Source organism: Prosthecobacter sp. (assembly GCF_020439865.1).
Classification (GTDB): Bacteria; Verrucomicrobiota; Verrucomicrobiia; order Verrucomicrobiales; family Verrucomicrobiaceae; genus Prosthecobacter.
The window spans coordinates 54,279-70,194 of sequence record NZ_JAGRPF010000147.1; the positions used below are offsets into that span (position 1 = coordinate 54,279).

Genomic DNA, 15,916 nt, shown 5'->3' on the forward strand with positions numbered 1-15,916 from the left:
GATCACCTGCAACATGTCGATGGTTGTTCTGTTTGATTCAGGCATGCGCTCCCTGCTTCTCCTCTTTGCCTGCGCCTCTCTCCATGCCGATGACTGGCCGCAGTGGCTCGGTCCGAATCGTGACAGTGTCTGGCGTGAGTCTGGCATTATCGGCACTTTTCCTGACGGTGGACCGAAGGTGCTCTGGCGCGTCAAGATCGGCGGTGGTTACACCGGACCGGCAGTCGCGAACGGCAAAGTCTATCTCATGGACCGTCAGGTGGCGGTGAACACACGGGCACCAGGCAATGCGTTTTCCCGTGGTCTCATTGCCGGCACGGAGCGCGTGCTTTGCCTCGAAGAGAAAACCGGTGCGCTGCAGTGGGAACATCGCTACGACTGCACCTACACCATGAGTTACTCGACCGGCCCGCGCTGCACACCGCTGGTGAGCGATGGCAAGGTGTGGACGGTCGGCGCGGAAGGAAATCTGTTCTGCCTCGATGCCGAAAACGGCAAGGTGCTGTGGTCACACGACTACAAGGCCGACTACGGCGCCCGCACACCGATGTGGGGCTTCGCCGGTCATCCGCTGCTCGATGGTCAGCGCCTGATCTGCCTCGTCGGCGGTCCGGGATGTGTGGCCATGGCCTTTGACAAGGACAGCGGCAAAGAACTCTGGCGATCGCTCGACGCCCGCGAGCCAGGCTACTGTCCACCGACGATGATCGAGCATGGCGGCACGAAGCAGCTCATCCTCTGGCATCCGCAGTCCGTGAACTCGCTCGATCCCGCCACCGGCAAAATTTTCTGGTCCTGTCCATGGGACGTGCGCGCCGGACTCACGGTGGCCACCCCGCGTCTGTCAGGCGACTTGCTGCTTTTCAGTTCGTTCTACACGAGTTCGAAATGCTTCAAGCTGAACACCACGAAGCCGACCGCCGAACTGCAATGGGAGGGCAAAAGCTTCAGCGAAAAGAACACCGACACGCTGCACAGCCTCATCAGCACGCCCTTCATCGAGGACGGTCACATCTACGGTGTGTGCAGCTATGGCCAGCTTCGCTGCCTGAAGCTCGACACCGGCGAACGCGTGTGGGAAACCTTTGCCGCCACAACCGGTGACAAACCCGTGCGCTGGGCGAACGCCTTCATCATCAAACACGAAGGCCGCTTCTTTCTCGCCAACGAGCAGGGCGATCTCATCATCGCCAGGCTGTCACCGAAAGGCTACGAAGAGATCAGTCGCGCAAGTATTCTCAAACCCACCACCACCGATCCGCGCCGTGCCGTCGTGTGGTCGCATCCTGCCTTCGCGAACCAGTGTGTCTTCATGCGCAACGATGAAGAAATCGTATGCGCGTCGCTCGCTAAATAGCCTTCGCCTAACCTGCGACTCCCAGCTTCCGCAAGATGAACTCCTCGCAGATGCGGTAGTACAGACCCATCGACTCGATATCGATCCATTCGTCGAGTCCGTGCAGATTCCCCACCAGCGGACGGGAAAGCACGACCGGAATGCCAAACTGCGCGATGAAGCGCGCGTCGCTGCCGCCGGAAGCGCGCACGAGCCGCACGGCTTCGCCGGTGAGGTCCTCGGTCACCTGCAGGTAGAGCGGATCCGGGGCGAGGTGAGTGGACTCGGCGCCCATGGTGCACTCAACATGAATCTCCGGCCCAGCAACCTCGCGAACCAGCGCCAGCAGCGATTCACGCGTATGCGGTGGTGGGAAGCGCAGATCAATGAACGCCTCCGCCTCGCCGGGAATGCAGTTGATGGTCTGGTTCGCCGTCTGAAGGATCGTCGGCACGCAGGTAGGATACCAGTGATCGTTGCTGTCGGTCGTCTTGAGCGTTTCGAAGTGATCGCACAGTCGCTGAATCCCTCGAACAAGCGTGGTGAGCGCATTGGCCGCCAGCCAGGGGCGCGCGGCATGGCTCTCTCGTCCTTGCGCGCTGAGCTTGAGATGCAGGATGCCCTTTTCCGCCACGGTCACGTCGTGAATCGATCCGCCGTCCGGCACGATGGCGAGTCCGCAGCGCAGACCAATGTCTTCAAACAGATGACGCACGCCGTTCTCGCCGCCACGTTCCTCATCCGAGGTGTAGGCAAGTCCGACCGACAGCCCCGGATGACGGCGTTGCAGATCGCGAAACAATTCCAGCATGATCGCGCCCTGTCCCTTCATGTCGCCGGAACCCGGGCCGTAGATACGACCGTCCGCCAAGCGTGAGGTGTAGGCTTCGGGATGTGGATGCTCGATGACATCGAGATGCGCCACCATGAGGATGCCCGGCCTTTCAACGCCCTGCGGCATCACCGTCATCGAGACAAATCCCTCGCTTTGATACTCGCGAATCTGGATGCCCGGCAGTGACTCGAGGTGATTGCGCAGCAGCGTGAAGCAGCGCGCCCGTTCCTCCGGCCGGCTCTCGGTGCTGGGAATGACAATGAGATCACGTGTGAGGGTGACGAGGCGGTCGATCGGAGGTGAGGAAGGCATGAAAGTCGTAAAACGGGAGGATCATTCCTGAATGTAATCCCAGTCGATGGGCAGATGCTGTTCCGTGCGTCGCAGCAGTTCTTCGCAGTCTTGGAGAACCGGGCCGATGCAGAGGAACTGGCCTTTTTCGACGAGGCCGGGTTCGCTGAGATTGAAATTCAGCGGCACCACGCCGCGCTCCATTCCAGGGTGAAACAAGTCGCCGCTCTTCGCCAGCAACTGCAGCACGACACTGCCCGGCACGGGTCGTTTCATCAGCAGATTGCGCATCAGCCACGCACCACGTGGAAGGAAATGCCGCGCCAGCATCGAAGGATAGGTGGCACCCGTCAGCCGTGCATTGATTTCACAAACATGCGCCCGAAACGCGCCCGGTTCATCAAGCACCGCCACGAGGAAGTCCACGCTCGCCGTGCCGCGATACCCCTGCGCATGCAGCCACCGGCCGGCGATGCCCGCTTGATGAAACAACTCCTCGGCCAGGCCTGGCAAGGCATCCAGATAGGGCGGTGGTGACTCATTCCCCTCATGCACGCTTTCATGGCTGAGGATCTGTTCGGTCAGGTCGTAGAGATACACGGCCTCGTCATCGAGGAACATCTGTACGCTCGGGCTGTGGATGCATGCGATGCCGTCGCGCCCGGTCTCCAGCCAGCCCTGCACCATGGCCGGTCCTTCGTGGAAAAAAGAATCCGGCACGAGCACGCCGGTTTCTGAGGTGGCGAGCTTCATCAAGCCGACCCCCGAGGCGCCGATCTGCGCCTTGATCACCGCACGCGGGTAACCACATCGCGCGAGCGTTTCGAGTGCGCCGCCCACTTCACCGGGGTGCGCGACGATTTCGGTGTCGAACACCGGCAGCTTCTCGCTCTCAAGATGCTGATGCAGCAGGAACTTGTTGTTGCCGCGCCGGCTGCCTTCACTGGTGGACAGCGTTCGCCTTCCCAGCCTCCTGGCGATGCGTTCCAAAATGGCATCTGTCACGAAGCCATCCAGCAATGGCGCGTCATGCGCGATGAGCTTGGTCATCAACTCCGGTGACGGCAGCGCTTCACCACGTTCCAGCGCCTGACCGAGGTCTTCGTATTCGCGATGGCTCAACACGTGCAAATCCGGCAGCCTCAAACCCAGATCGTTGCTGAAGTAGCTGCACAAGGAAGGATCCGGCCTGCTCTCCAACACCACCGCATTTCGCTCTCCGCGATAGAGCAAGCCCATCACCGGCACGAGCCGCGCTCCGTAAGACTCCGCATGGGTAAAGTCATGCCGCAACGTCTCCATCTGCGCTTCGTTGCCGAAAAACATGCTCTGCACGTTGGTGAAAAAGATCGCATCACGTCCGGCCCACAGCCGTGGCGTGTATCCCTGCGTCTGGATCACCAGCGGCCCGCCTGGCAATGGCTCATGAGCATGCGTATCTGATGAGGTCATGGCTGTCTAAAGCATAGCCTCTTACGGACGCGAAGTCATCACCTCCGGCTGTGTATTTCCGATCTCATATTGAACGCAACCAGCGCGCTACATCCCCTTTGGCATCCACGCATCCAGTTTGCTCACTTCCGCCTTTGCGGACGAGCTTACCGGAATGCCCCACGCATCAAAGAAGGGGCCGAGATTCTTGTTCGTGATCTTCGAGTAACGAACGAGGAACTGGTCGCGGCGTTCGTCGTCGCCCTTGGGGGCGGGGCCGAAGCTGGGATCAGCGAAGCTGTAGAGGTACTTGCGCCAGCTTTCCCAGCCGAACTCCTGCATGAGCTGGATGTAAGTCGTGAGAGCGGTGAAGGGCTCGCTCTTCCACACCTGCCACTTGTTCGATGCCTTCTTGATCTTCTGGATGTGCTCTTTCCGCGACTCCTCGCTGATCGCCCCGTGGCCGATGAGCCAGTCCTTCATCAGAACCTCGTAGTAGCAGTACATGCCGATCACGTTGTTCGTGACCTCGCCCGTGCCGTCGAAAGTGAAGTCGCCGCGCTGATGGTTGTGGCCGATCTCATGGTAGAAGCCCCAGCCGGGAAATTTGATCTTGTTGAGCGTGACCATCTCAGGCCCGGCACTGGTCGGGATCATGATCGGATAACCGCTGTGCATGTAGCCGGCGCTGATCTGCACGTCGGCGACAATGCGCTCGGGACGTTTGCGCTCGGCGGTTTGGTTCGTGATGTCGTCCTGCGCCTCGACAACCTTCTTCCAGAACTCCATGAGTTCGGTGGGATTGTTCACCGTGCGCGCCACCTCCGTCGGGCAGCTCACGATCATCTTGTCGCAGGCGAGTTCGGCCCAGGGGGCTGGTCGCATGCGGATTTCCTTCCACTTCGCATCGTCATCCTGCCCGAGCACGAACAGCGGCGCGGGGATGGCGTTTTGAATCGTCACGGTGAAGGGCTCGTCGTCCTTCGCACGGCCCGGAACTTCGATGTAGATCAATCCACCGAATGCGGAGGCCGTTTTGGTTGTTCCAGCGGCCAACGTGTCGCTGCGTGTGATGTCAGGAGCACGCTGCCATTTGTCGAGATGGTAAAGCGTGTCGCTGTGGCAGCCGATGCGCACGGCGTAACCTTTGTCGGCATACTTCTCCGGTAACGTCACAATGATGATCTCACCTGCGGCGGCATAGAGACCGGTGCTGGTCCAACCGGGAATGCTCGGCGTCACTTTGACCTCGCCCGTTGTGCGCGGGGCGTCCTTCGGAGCATCGCCTGGGAATTCGACATGCGCCGGATGCGCCTTGATGCCTTCGGCGCCTGCGAGACGCAGCATGCGCGTCTCCATGCCAAGACGCAGACGCGCTGCGGCGTGCTGCGTGTCGGTGAGCGGTGCTTGTTTGGTTGGAACAGGCGCATCAGAGCCAGCGTTGCCGAGCGCGGCGGCCACGGCGTTCTTCAAGTTGCTTCGATCTGGCGGTTGCGCGGCCATGGCGATTTGAATCGCGTTCATACCCTGTTTCATCTGCTCCGCGGTGAGCGCCGGTCCGCCTTCGCGCTGCTTCTTGATCGCGCTGATGGCGTCGGAGGCGTTCATGAACGGTGAGAGTTCGGAGCGTGCTTCAAAGGTGCGCAACTGATCGAAGGCGCTCATGTCCGTGATCGCAATGCCCGCAGGCATCAGCGCCTGATTCACGCCGTGCGAGAGAGCCAGGTCCTTGCCCCCGCTTGTTTGTCCAAACGCCCAGCCGGTCATGCCGCCGATGAATCCGCCTCCGCCTTGGATGTAATCCGCAATTGCGGCTCCTTCCTCCGCGCTGGTGACGCCCTGTATGTTGATGATGACGACGTCGTAGTCGCCGAGGCTCTTCTTGTCCACAGTGGTAAAGCTCTCCGCATTGAAACCGCGCTGTTTGTAGAAGTTCACCGCGTTCACGCCTTTCAGGCCAACGCGAGGCTTCTCCTTGTTGCCGACCCACTTCACGCAGTTCTCCATGAGCTTCGCGTGGTCGCCGCCCTCGCCGCCATTCAAGTAGCTGTTGTGTCCAAAGAGGATGAAACGTCCTTTTTGAAAACCCGCCGCCGCCGCAACAGCGATCTCCACGCCGTCCTTGTCCGGTGCAGACAGAATAGGAAAGGCGATCTGTCCCCAGATGCCAATCGGCCCAGGCGCACCCGATTTCGGAACGGACTTGACGCCTTCGAGAATCTTGGCGCGTTCCGCATTCACGAGTGCAGGCGGCATCTGCGCCTGAGCGACGGCACAAAACAGGAGGGACAGGAGGATGGTTGGCTTCATGGTTGGGTTGGAAAATCTTCAGCGATAAATCACGACCAAGAATACCAGCGCGTCGGCCTTGCCGGTGTTCACGATGGCATGCGGCACGTCGGCGCGGTAGGTGCCGGAGTCGCCTTTGCCGAGTTCTTCGATGTCCTGATCGGATTCGATTCGGACGCTGCCTTCCTCGACGGTCAGGAACTCACGCGTGCCTTCAAAGTGCGGCTGGCTGCGCAGTGCCCCGCCAACTCTCAAGGACAGTTCATAAAACTCGACGTCCTTCTCCAGATTCAGCGGAGAGAGCGTGCGGATCTCGCACTGCTTGTCGCTGCGATAGACCTGGGCGCGGTCGTTGGCACGAATGACCTGGATTTTCGACGCGCTGGTCTCCGCGCTTTCGATCAACTCCTGCAGCGTCATCCCGAAGGCACGGGCGATGCGGAAAGTCACGGTCAGCGTCGGATTGGCCTTCTCGCGTTCGATTTCACTGAGCATCGACCGGCTGACGCCGCTGGCGGTGGCCAGTTCCTCCAGCGACCAGCCGCGATCCCCGCGCAGCTTCTTCACGCGCTTGCCGAGGTTCTCATTGATGGCCTCGGGACTGGTTTCGACGGGGACGGCTTTGCGTTTGGCGGGCATGGGTGTCGATATAACGGAGTTTTGTCCTGTAAATTAGAATTATCATCACATGCTCAAATCATGATGCGTTGATATGAAGGTTGACCCACCCAGCGAGAGGGGTAGTTTCGGCCATGCCTTCCCGCCCGAATTGCCGTCCAGAACTCGAAGCCGCCATGCGCCAGCGCATCCTCGTGATCGATGGTGCCATGGGGACGACGATTCGCGGCTACAAGGAGAAGGGCATGCTGGATGAAGCTTCGGCTCGTGGAGAGCGATTCCGTGACAACGAGAAGGACATCCTCAACAACGGCGACATCCTCTCGATCACCCGTCCGGACATCATCGAGGACATCCATCGCCGCTTCCTTGAAGCCGGGGCGGATATCATCGAAACGAACACGTTTTCGGCGACGAGCATCGCGCAGGCGGAATTCTTCCGCGAAGGCAAGAAGAACCCCGAATTTTTCCAGGGTATCATCGAGGACAAGTTCCTCAACGACCTCGCCTGGGAGATCAATGTCGAGTCGGCCAGACAGTGCCGCAAATGGGCGGACATCGTCGCCGAGCAGACGGGACGGAAACGCTACGTCGCCGGAGCCATCGGGCCGCTCACGGTGTCGCTCTCGCAGTTTCCGGATCTGAGCGATCTGAGTTTCCGCTACGTGACGTTCGATCAGGTGAAGCAGGCGTACAAGCATCAGATCCGCGCCCTCATCGCCGGTGGCGTGGACACGCTGCTGGTGGAAACGATTTTTGATTCGTTGAATGCGAAGACGGCGCTCGTGGCGATCCGCGAGGTGTTTGAAGAGGACCACATTGAACTGCCGGTGCAGATCAGCGCCGCCGTCGGTCCGGGTGGCGAGACGATGATCTCCGGTCAGGTGACGGAGGCTTACTTGAACGCCATGCGGCATGTGAAGCCGCTCTCGATCGGCCTGAACTGCTCGCTCGGTCCCGACAAGATGCGGCCCTTCCTCGAAGAATTGTCAGCGAAGGCCGACTGCTTCGTCTCGGCCTATCCGAACGCGGGCATGCCGAACCCGCTTGCGCCCACCGGCTTCGATTTGCTGCCGCCTGACATGGCGAACTACGCGAAGGACTTCGGCGGCAGTGGCTTCGTGAACATCATGGGCGGCTGCTGCGGCAACACGCCCGAGCACATTGCTGCCATCGCGAAAGCGGTGGAAGGCCTCGCGCCGCGTGAAGTTCCTGCTGACCCGCATACGATGCGCCTCAGCGGATCGCAGCCCTTCGTGCTCGACACGCGTGAAGAAAATGCACGTCCGCCTTACCTCATGATCGGCGAACGCACGAACGTGGCCGGTTCGCCGAAATTCGCGAAGCTCATCAAGGAAAATAAGCTCGAGGAAGCCGTCGCCATCGCGCGTCAGCAGGTCGAAAGCGGCGCGAACGTCATCGACGTCTGCATGGACGAGGGCCTCATCGACGGCGTGCCGATGATGACGAAGTTCCTGACGCTCCTGCAAACCGAGCCGGAGGTGAACAAGGTGCCCATCATGGTCGATTCCTCGAAGTGGGAAATCATCGAGGCCGGTCTGAAGTGCCTGCAGGGCAAGGGCATCGTGAACTCGATCTCGCTCAAGGAAGGCGAGGAAAAGTTCAAGGAATACGCCACCAAAATCAAACAGTACGGTGCTGCGACGGTGGTCATGGCCTTTGACGAACAGGGCCAGGCGGCGACCTACGACGACAAGATCCGCATCTGCGAGCGCGCGTACCGAATCCTCGTCGATGAAGTCGGATTCCCGCCGGAGGACATCATCTTCGATCCGAACATCCTCACCGTCGCCACCGGCATCGAGGAGCACAACAATTACGCGCTCGATTTCATCAACGCCACGCGCTGGATCAAGCATCATCTGCCGCATGCGAAAGTGAGCGGCGGCGTCAGCAACATCAGCTTCAGCTTCCGCGGCAACAACAAGGTGCGCGAAGCGATGCACAGCGTGTTCCTGTATCACGCCATCAAGGCGGGCATGGACATGGGCATCGTGAACGCCGGCATGCTCGAAGTTTACGAAGAGATCCCGCAGGAGATGCTCGTGAAGGTCGAGGACGTCATCCTCAACCGTCGTCCCGACTCCACGGAGATCCTCGTCGATTACGCCGAGCAGTTCAAAGGCCAGGCCGGCAGCGCGAAGAAGGCCGAGGTCGATCTCAGCTGGCGCAATGAGAGCGTCGAGAAGCGACTCGAGCATGCGCTGCTCAAAGGCATCACCGATTTCATCAACGAAGACACCGCCGAAGCTTTGGAAAAACTCGGCAAACCGCTCTCCGTCATCGAAGGCCCGCTCATGGACGGCATGAGTGTCGTCGGCGATCTCTTCGGTGCCGGCAAAATGTTCCTGCCGCAGGTCGTGAAGAGCGCCCGCGTGATGAAGCAGAGCGTTGCCTACTTGCAACCGTACATGGAGGCCGAAAAGCTTGCCAATCCGGCGCAGCGCAGCGCCGGCAAGATCGTCCTCGCCACGGTGAAGGGCGACGTGCACGACATCGGCAAAAACATTGTCGGCATTGTGCTGGCCTGCAACGGCTTCGAAGTCACGGACATGGGCGTCATGGTGCCCTGCCAGAAGATTTTGGACAAGGCCGTCGAAATCGGCGCGGATGTCATTGGCCTCAGCGGCCTCATCACGCCGTCGCTCGATGAAATGGTGCACGTCGCATCCGAAATGGAACGCCTCGGCTTCAAGCAGCCGCTTTTGATCGGCGGTGCGACCACGAGTGCGGCGCACACCGCGATCAAGATTGCTCCGAAATACAGCGGTAGCATCGTCCACGTGCTCGACGCCTCCCGCAGCGTGCCGGTCACGACCTCGCTGCTGTCCGAGGATCAGCGCGCTGACTTCGTGAAGAAGAACGAAGAGCGTCACATCAAACTCCGCGAGGACTATGGCAAGAAAAAGGACCGCCAACTCCTCACGCTCGCCGAATCACGCGAGAAGGCTTTCACGTGTGACTGGAGCACGCAGGAAATTGCCACGCCGGGATTCACTGGAACGAAGGTTTACGAAGGCACCGACATGGTCGCGACGCTGCGCGAGTTCATCGACTGGTCGCCCTTCTTCCACTCGTGGGAACTGCGTGGACGCTGGATCGCCGCCGAGAATCGCTTTTCGTCCGCGCATGAAGACGCCGAGATGAAAGTGAAGGCGGAAGAAGAGGCCGCGAAGCTGTTCAAAAACGCCAACGACCTGCTCGATCGCGTCATCGCCGAGAAACGCTTCACCCCGCGCGGTGTGTTTGGCTTTTTCCCGGCCAACAGCATCGGCGACGACATCGAAGTCTATGCCGACGACACTCGCAGCAGCGTGAAGACCATCTTCCACACGCTGCGCCAGCAGGTGATCAAGAAAGACACACCGAACTACGCGCTCAGCGACTACATCGCGCCGAAGGACAGCGGTCGTGCCGATTACATCGGGGGATTCGCCGTCGGCATTCATGGAGCGGACGACTTCGCGCGCGAGTTTGAAGCCGCGCACGACCCTTACAGTGCGATCATCGTCAAAGCGCTCGCCGACCGTCTCGCCGAAGCCTTTGCCGAATACCTGCACAAGCAGACACGCGTGGCCTGGGGTTATGAGAAGCCCGAGGACTTCACCAACGAAGAACTCGTCAAAGAGCGCTACCGCGGCATCCGTCCCGCACCTGGCTATCCGTCGCAACCGGACCACACCGAGAAGCCGATCCTCTTCGATCTGCTCGATGCCACGGAGAAAACCGGCGTCGGTCTCACCGAAAGCATGGCCATGCACCCCGGCAGCGCCGTCAGCGGTCTCTACTTCAGTCATCCCGACTCGCATTACTTCGGCATCAGCGTCGTCGCGAAGGATCAGGTCGAAGATTACGCGCAGCGCAAAGGTCAGACGATCGAGGAAGCCGAGAAGTGGCTCGGTCCATGGCTGGGGTATTAAACTTGCGCCTCTTCACTGAAACCAGCGGCGGATGCGGTCGAACAAACCGGGCCGTGAAGGCTGTTGCATGCGCTGCGGAGGCGGTGCGGCGTAGCCCTGATGTTCGAGGCAGAACCCTTTGGGCACGAGATCGTAAGGGAGAGCCTCTTCATATGCGGTGCCGGCACGTGAGCAACCATCGGTGGCGAGCTGGCTGCTCACGCGGCAAAGCGTTACTTTGGTGAGCGGTAGGGTGACCTTGGGAACCTTGGTCTTGTAGCCGAGCGCGACAGCTTTCTTCATCACATCAGACCAGATGGGCAGCGCGAGCGTGCCGCCGTAACCGCCTTCGACAATGGTCTGCGGTTTGTCGAGGCCCACCCACACGCCGCAGCTCACGCGGTCGGTATAGCCTGCGAACCAGGCGTCCTTGTAATCATTCGTGGTGCCGGTTTTGCCGCCGCCGGGTTCTTTGAAGCCGTACTCGCTGCGCAGGGAGGCGGCGGTGCCGCGATCCAGCACCTGTGCAAGAAGCGGGCGCATCATGTGAGCCACACTGGGAGTGATGACCTCGGATTCGAGGACGGGCGTCTGGTAAACAACGTTGCCCGCCTTGTCGATGATGCGGTCGATGAGGAAGGGTCGGCGGCGCAGACCCTGATTGGGGAAGATGCTGATCGCACTGGTGAGCTGGCGCGGATTGCCGCCGATGTTGCCGATGAAGATCTGCGGCGTGCGGATGGAGGGCTTGCTAAATCCCGCGTTGGTGAGCAGTTCGATCACGCGGTCGAGTCCGGCGTAGTTGCCGAGGCGGATGGTCATCGTGTTACGGCTTTTGACGAGTCCGTCGGTCAGCGTGGCGAGACCGAGAAACTTGCCGTCCGAATTCTGCGGGCTCCAGCCCGGATCGGCTCCGTCGATCTCGCCGGGCTGGATGGGAGCGTCGTTGATGTACGTGCCGGGCATGAAACCCGAGGCGATGCCGGCGGCATAGACGAAGGGCTTCACGGTGGATCCGATCTGGCGTTCGCCCTGGGTGGCGCGGTTGTACTTGCTGTGCCGGTAGTCGCGCCCACCGACAAGGGCAAGGATGCCGCCGGTTTCATTGTCCTGCATCATAAGCGCCGACTGAAGGTAGGGTGTGGAGGAAATCTCCTGCGAGCCGTCCCATGTGTTGTCAAAGTCCGCCTTTTTCGGGTGCCGGTAGCCCCGCATTTTTTCCACGGCGGTGAGGCGTTTTTCAACGGCTGCTTCGGCGGCGTCCTGCAGATCCTTGTTCAAGGTGGTGAAGACCTGCAATCCGCCGTCCTCGATCTCTTGTTCCTCCAGAATCAGATCAAGGTCGCGACGTACGGTGTCGAGTGCGTAGCCGCCCTGGCTTTGAAACGCGGGTTGCGCATGGAGGGCGATGTCCGCGTAGCGTGCGGCGATTTCTTCCTCAGGAGTGATGGCTTTTGTCTCCAGCATGCGCTTGAGCACGGTGTCACGTTCCTTGATGGCGCCTTCGTAATTGCGGAAGGGCGAGAAGCGCACGGGACTGCGGATGATGCCCGCGATCATGGCAGCTTCGCTGAGGTTGAGCTGGCTGGCATGCTTGCCGAAGAGAACCTGGCTGGCCCGTTGCACGCCATAGATCCCGGGGCCGTAGAAAATGCGGTTGATGTAGTGCTCGATGATCTGGTCTTTCGTGCAGGCCTTCTCGATGCGGCGTGCCAGCATCATCTCCACCAGCTTGCGGTGCAGGCTGCGATCATCCAGATCGGGGTAGCTGTTGCGTGCGAGCTGCATCGTCAGCGTGCTCGCGCCCTGAACCACGCGCATGTCCTTGAGATTGCGAACCGCGGCACGGATCACGCCCCAGTAGTCGATGCCGTGGTGCTGGTAGAAGCGTGAGTCCTCGCGTGCGATCAGCGCCTTGATGAACCAGGGAGAAACCTCGCTCAGGGGCACGATGATTCGGTTCTCACCGTGCATGCGACCGAGGACTTCCCCCTTGTAGTCCATCACGACGGTGCGTTCCGGCATCTGCCCCAGTTTGGTGAGATCGTAGGCTTTCGCCAGATGGCTGTAGATGCCGATGACCACGGCCGCCGCGAGCGTGCAAAGCAGCGACGTTCCCATGACGAAAATCGCAAACAGCCGCTTGAACGACTGCCAGCGCGAAAAGGTGCGCGGCGGCGGCAGATGGGCTGCAGGTTGCTTCTTTTTCATGCGGCGGTCATGGGGTCGCTGTTTTTTGATCAAAGATCAAGCTTCAGACGATGAACTCCGTGTGAACTTCGATTTCATCTTTGTTCGTGACATTCGCCCGGTTGGTCCCGTACCATGCGCTCGAATTGCATTCTATCCGACCATGAAACTCACCGCACTGCTTCTGCTCATTGCCACCGGTCTCTCTGCCGCTCCGGTCGCCGCCTCGAAACTCATCGAATCGCCGCAGACCGGCGGTCTGCAGATCAAGTCCCTCAGCTCGATCAGCTTCGGCCCGGGAGGCCTGCTGCTCGCGGCGGAACCCGCCACCGCCAGCGTGGTCGCCATCGAGACCGGCGACGTCGGCCCCGCGAAGGCCACGCTGACGAAGCCCGTGGCTGACATTGCCGTGGTGATTGGTGACGGCCTTGGCGCGAAGAAGGAAGATATCACCATCAAGGACCTCGCCGTGAACCCCGCCAGCGGCCGCATCTACCTCGCCGTGCAACGCCGGCCGGACAATGCCGTCCTCATTGTCACCGTTGATGCCGCCGGCAAGGTGGCACCGTTGAATCTCGACAATCTCCCCTGGGTGCGCGTCACGCTGCCCGGCGGTACCATCAGCAAGGTCACCAACATCACCGATGTCGCCTTCGACAAGGACCGCATCTTTGCCACCGGCACCTGCAACGAGGAGTTTGCCTCCCGCATCTTCACCATCCCCGTGCCGGTCAAAAACGGCGCCACCGCCAGCGTCTTCAGCGCTGAGACTTATCACGTCGCTCATCGCAAGTGGGAGACGAAGGCACCCATCCAGAGCTTCATTCCCTATTCCTCCGGCGACGACACCTATGTCGTGGGCGCCTTTGCCTGCACGCCCGTGGCCAAGTTCAAGGTGGACGACATCCAGAGCGGGGCGCAGGTCAAAGGTGTGAGTACTGTCGAACTTGGCAGCGGCAACCGCCCCGTCGATCTCTTCAGCTACACGGACAAGAGCGGCAAGGACTGGCTCGTGGTGCAGACACAGCGCTTCAAGCAGAACAGCTTCGGCCCCAGCAAGCTGTGGGCGGCACGTGTCAGCATGGACTACCTCGACGCGAACGAGCCCGGCAAGACCAACGAGAACGCCACCCGACGCGACGAAAAGCAGCACGAGGGTCCGAAGGGCATCGAGATCGTGGACACGCTCTTCGGTGCCGTGCAGGTGGACAAGCTCAGCAACTCCGAGGCCGTCGTCTTGCGCGACAATGAAGGCGCCCTGAGCCTCGAAATCGCTGCGCTGCCATGAAGATGTGGTGATCGGGAGTTTTTTGAATCGCTCACGAGACGCTGATATGACGCTGATGACTTGTTGGAATCGGCGTCTCATGAGCGTCGTGTCAGCGGTTTTATTGCTCTTCTCGTCGTGGTCTGGTGCTGAAGAGGCTCACATGAGCACGACGGGGCAGGTCGAGGCGACCGGCACTGATCTGCGCGTCTTCCGGGGCGATGCGAAGTCGCCGCTCTTCGGCCGTGTCACACGTGACGGAGACTCCGTTCGTTTCGCACCCGTGCTGCCCTTCGTCGTCGGAGAATCCTACCGCGTCGAAGTTCGCTCCGCTGCGGGTGCATGGACCACGCTGAAACTGCTCGTCCCTCAACCGGAAACGGAAGTTCCAGCTGTCACCATCACACCGTCGCCTGCTGTGCTGCCGGCCAACGCATTGAAGCTCTACCTGCACTTCAGCCATCCCATGGAGCAAGGTGTGTTTCTTGATCGCATCACCCTGCATCGTCAGGACGAAAGCATCGTGGAAGGGCCGTTTCGTGAAACGGAGTTGTGGTCGCCGGACGGCAAGCGCCTGACGCTCTGGCTCCATCCTGGCCGGCAGAAGACCGGGGTGAATCTCAATGTGGATGAAGGCCCGGTGCTGACGAAAGGGGAGACATATTCTCTGAAGATTGCCGCCTCGTGGCGTTCGGACAAAGGCGTGGCCTTGGGAAAGGAAACCGCGTTTGCCATCACTACGGCTGGTGCAGATCACACCAGCCCTGATCCGAAGCGCTGGCAGATTGTCGAGCCGAAAGCCGGAGGACGGGAACCGTTGAAGGTTGTTTTTGATGAAGCGCTCGATTCCGCGATGCTCGCTTCTGCGTTGAGTGTGACTCGTGCCAAAGTGCGGCTTTCCGGTGCGGTGCAGGTCGCTGCTGACGCACGTTCATGGTCGTTTACGCCGGACGATAAATGGATTGCGGGGGCATGGCTGCTGGAGGTCGATCCATTGCTCGAAGATCTCGCTGGGAACAATCTTCTGCATCCGTTTGAAGTGGACCGCGAGGAGCCTGTCAAAACCGTGCCGCTGACTGTGGTGAGATTCGAGGTGCGTGGGTGACGGGCGGAAGGCATTGAAAGAGCATCGTGACGGATTTACCTGCTCTTGTGGTGTGTTGAGATTGTCAGATTCATTCAGGGGCGGGGGTGATCCAGTTGAAGAACATCGAGTTTGGGCCCAGTGGATGACTCGATGTCCGAGCCCGTTTCGACTCCTGATCTCTTTTCGCCCCATCGCCGCTGGGCGTTGGCGGGCGGTGTCCCGTCGTCCACTCCGGTGCCACCTGAGGCACCTGATGCGACGGCTGGTCTGGAGCTGTTTCGACATGCTGATGCGGAAAATGAAGATGGGTATGAGCGCTGGAGGCAAGAGAGAGCTCATGAACGTGCATTGCAGGAGTCGGCGAGACGGTCAGAAGAGCTTCCGGCACAGGCGGATGACGCGGGTTATGCTGCGTGGAAGACGGAGGCTGAAGATGCGAAACGGGCTTTTGAAAAACGCTGGGGAGTGCCGCTGGGCAGGCGGGTGCGGGTGCGGCTGAGTGGAGAGCTGCGTGAGCGCGAAGGATTGCTGCGTTTGACGGAAGAATCTCCCTGGAGTGGAAACCCTCTTTTCCTCCGGCTGGGCGCAGACGTGTTTGAGGCCGGACGGATCGAGAGCCTCGTGCGGGTGGATTGAACCCGCCTGCGAAATC

10 protein-coding genes are annotated in these 15,916 nt (G+C 60.3%); 5 read left to right on the forward strand and 5 right to left on the reverse strand.

Features of this window, described 5'->3' with window-relative positions:
* The first annotated feature begins 43 nt into the window (after positions 1 to 43).
* Positions 44 to 1,357, forward strand: coding sequence for a PQQ-binding-like beta-propeller repeat protein (locus KDL09_RS18205; protein ID WP_294388339.1), 1,314 nt, complete (start codon positions 44 to 46; stop codon positions 1,355 to 1,357).
* Positions 1,358 to 1,364: 7 nt separating this feature from the next.
* Here KDL09_RS18205 and KDL09_RS18210 read toward each other — a convergent pair whose 3' ends face one another.
* The 4 genes from KDL09_RS18210 to KDL09_RS18225 all read right to left on the reverse strand — a co-directional run bounded on the left by KDL09_RS18210 (position 1,365) and on the right by KDL09_RS18225 (position 6,821).
* Positions 1,365 to 2,483, reverse strand: coding sequence for a M20 family metallopeptidase (locus KDL09_RS18210; RefSeq protein ID WP_294388342.1), 1,119 nt, complete (start codon positions 2,481 to 2,483; stop codon positions 1,365 to 1,367).
* Between the two features lie 21 nt (positions 2,484 to 2,504).
* Positions 2,505 to 3,914 carry a hypothetical protein gene (locus KDL09_RS18215; RefSeq protein WP_294388348.1) on the reverse strand — a complete coding sequence of 470 codons (1,410 nt, stop codon included), beginning with the start codon at positions 3,912 to 3,914 and terminating at the stop codon, positions 2,505 to 2,507.
* A gap of 87 nt (positions 3,915 to 4,001) precedes the next feature.
* A complete protein-coding gene (locus tag KDL09_RS18220) occupies positions 4,002 to 6,203 on the reverse strand; it encodes a M60 family metallopeptidase (RefSeq protein ID WP_294388350.1) in 2,202 nt (733 codons plus the stop codon).
* Positions 6,204 to 6,221: 18 nt separating this feature from the next.
* A complete protein-coding gene (locus KDL09_RS18225) occupies positions 6,222 to 6,821 on the reverse strand; it encodes an XRE family transcriptional regulator (protein WP_294388352.1) in 600 nt (199 codons plus the stop codon).
* A gap of 113 nt (positions 6,822 to 6,934) precedes the next feature.
* On the opposite strand from KDL09_RS18225, the gene metH reads away from it, so the two are divergent.
* Positions 6,935 to 10,741, forward strand: coding sequence for a methionine synthase (gene metH, locus KDL09_RS18230; RefSeq protein ID WP_294388354.1), 3,807 nt, complete (start codon positions 6,935 to 6,937; stop codon positions 10,739 to 10,741).
* 12 nt (positions 10,742 to 10,753) lie between these two features.
* Here metH and KDL09_RS18235 read toward each other — a convergent pair whose 3' ends face one another.
* Entirely contained in the window at positions 10,754 to 12,931 is a 2,178-nt protein-coding gene (locus KDL09_RS18235; RefSeq protein WP_294388355.1) for a PBP1A family penicillin-binding protein, read from the reverse strand.
* Between the two features lie 142 nt (positions 12,932 to 13,073).
* Between KDL09_RS18235 and KDL09_RS18240 the strand changes: the two genes are divergently transcribed.
* The 3 genes from KDL09_RS18240 to KDL09_RS18250 all read left to right on the forward strand — a co-directional run bounded on the left by KDL09_RS18240 (position 13,074) and on the right by KDL09_RS18250 (position 15,900).
* Entirely contained in the window at positions 13,074 to 14,198 is a 1,125-nt protein-coding gene (locus KDL09_RS18240; protein WP_294388357.1) for a hypothetical protein, read from the forward strand.
* 79 nt (positions 14,199 to 14,277) lie between these two features.
* A complete protein-coding gene (locus KDL09_RS18245) occupies positions 14,278 to 15,282 on the forward strand; it encodes a hypothetical protein (protein ID WP_294388359.1) in 1,005 nt (334 codons plus the stop codon).
* 132 nt (positions 15,283 to 15,414) lie between these two features.
* The gene (locus KDL09_RS18250; RefSeq protein ID WP_294388361.1) at positions 15,415 to 15,900 is read left to right on the forward strand and encodes a hypothetical protein; all 486 of its coding nucleotides are present in this window, start codon (positions 15,415 to 15,417) and stop codon (positions 15,898 to 15,900) included.
* The last annotated feature ends 16 nt before the right edge of the window (positions 15,901 to 15,916 follow it).

Coding starts and splice junctions, on each gene's coding strand:
- KDL09_RS18205 (WP_294388339.1), top strand. CDS start 44: ATGCGCTCCCTGCTTCTCCTCTTTGCCTGCGCCTCTCTCCATGCCGAT.
- KDL09_RS18210 (WP_294388342.1), bottom strand. CDS start 2,483: ATGCCTTCCTCACCTCCGATCGACCGCCTCGTCACCCTCACACGTGAT.
- KDL09_RS18215 (WP_294388348.1), bottom strand. CDS start 3,914: ATGACCTCATCAGATACGCATGCTCATGAGCCATTGCCAGGCGGGCCG.
- KDL09_RS18220 (WP_294388350.1), bottom strand. CDS start 6,203: ATGAAGCCAACCATCCTCCTGTCCCTCCTGTTTTGTGCCGTCGCTCAG.
- KDL09_RS18225 (WP_294388352.1), bottom strand. CDS start 6,821: ATGCCCGCCAAACGCAAAGCCGTCCCCGTCGAAACCAGTCCCGAGGCC.
- metH (WP_294388354.1), top strand. CDS start 6,935: ATGCCTTCCCGCCCGAATTGCCGTCCAGAACTCGAAGCCGCCATGCGC.
- KDL09_RS18235 (WP_294388355.1), bottom strand. CDS start 12,931: ATGAAAAAGAAGCAACCTGCAGCCCATCTGCCGCCGCCGCGCACCTTT.
- KDL09_RS18240 (WP_294388357.1), top strand. CDS start 13,074: ATGAAACTCACCGCACTGCTTCTGCTCATTGCCACCGGTCTCTCTGCC.
- KDL09_RS18245 (WP_294388359.1), top strand. CDS start 14,278: ATGAGCGTCGTGTCAGCGGTTTTATTGCTCTTCTCGTCGTGGTCTGGT.
- KDL09_RS18250 (WP_294388361.1), top strand. CDS start 15,415: ATGTCCGAGCCCGTTTCGACTCCTGATCTCTTTTCGCCCCATCGCCGC.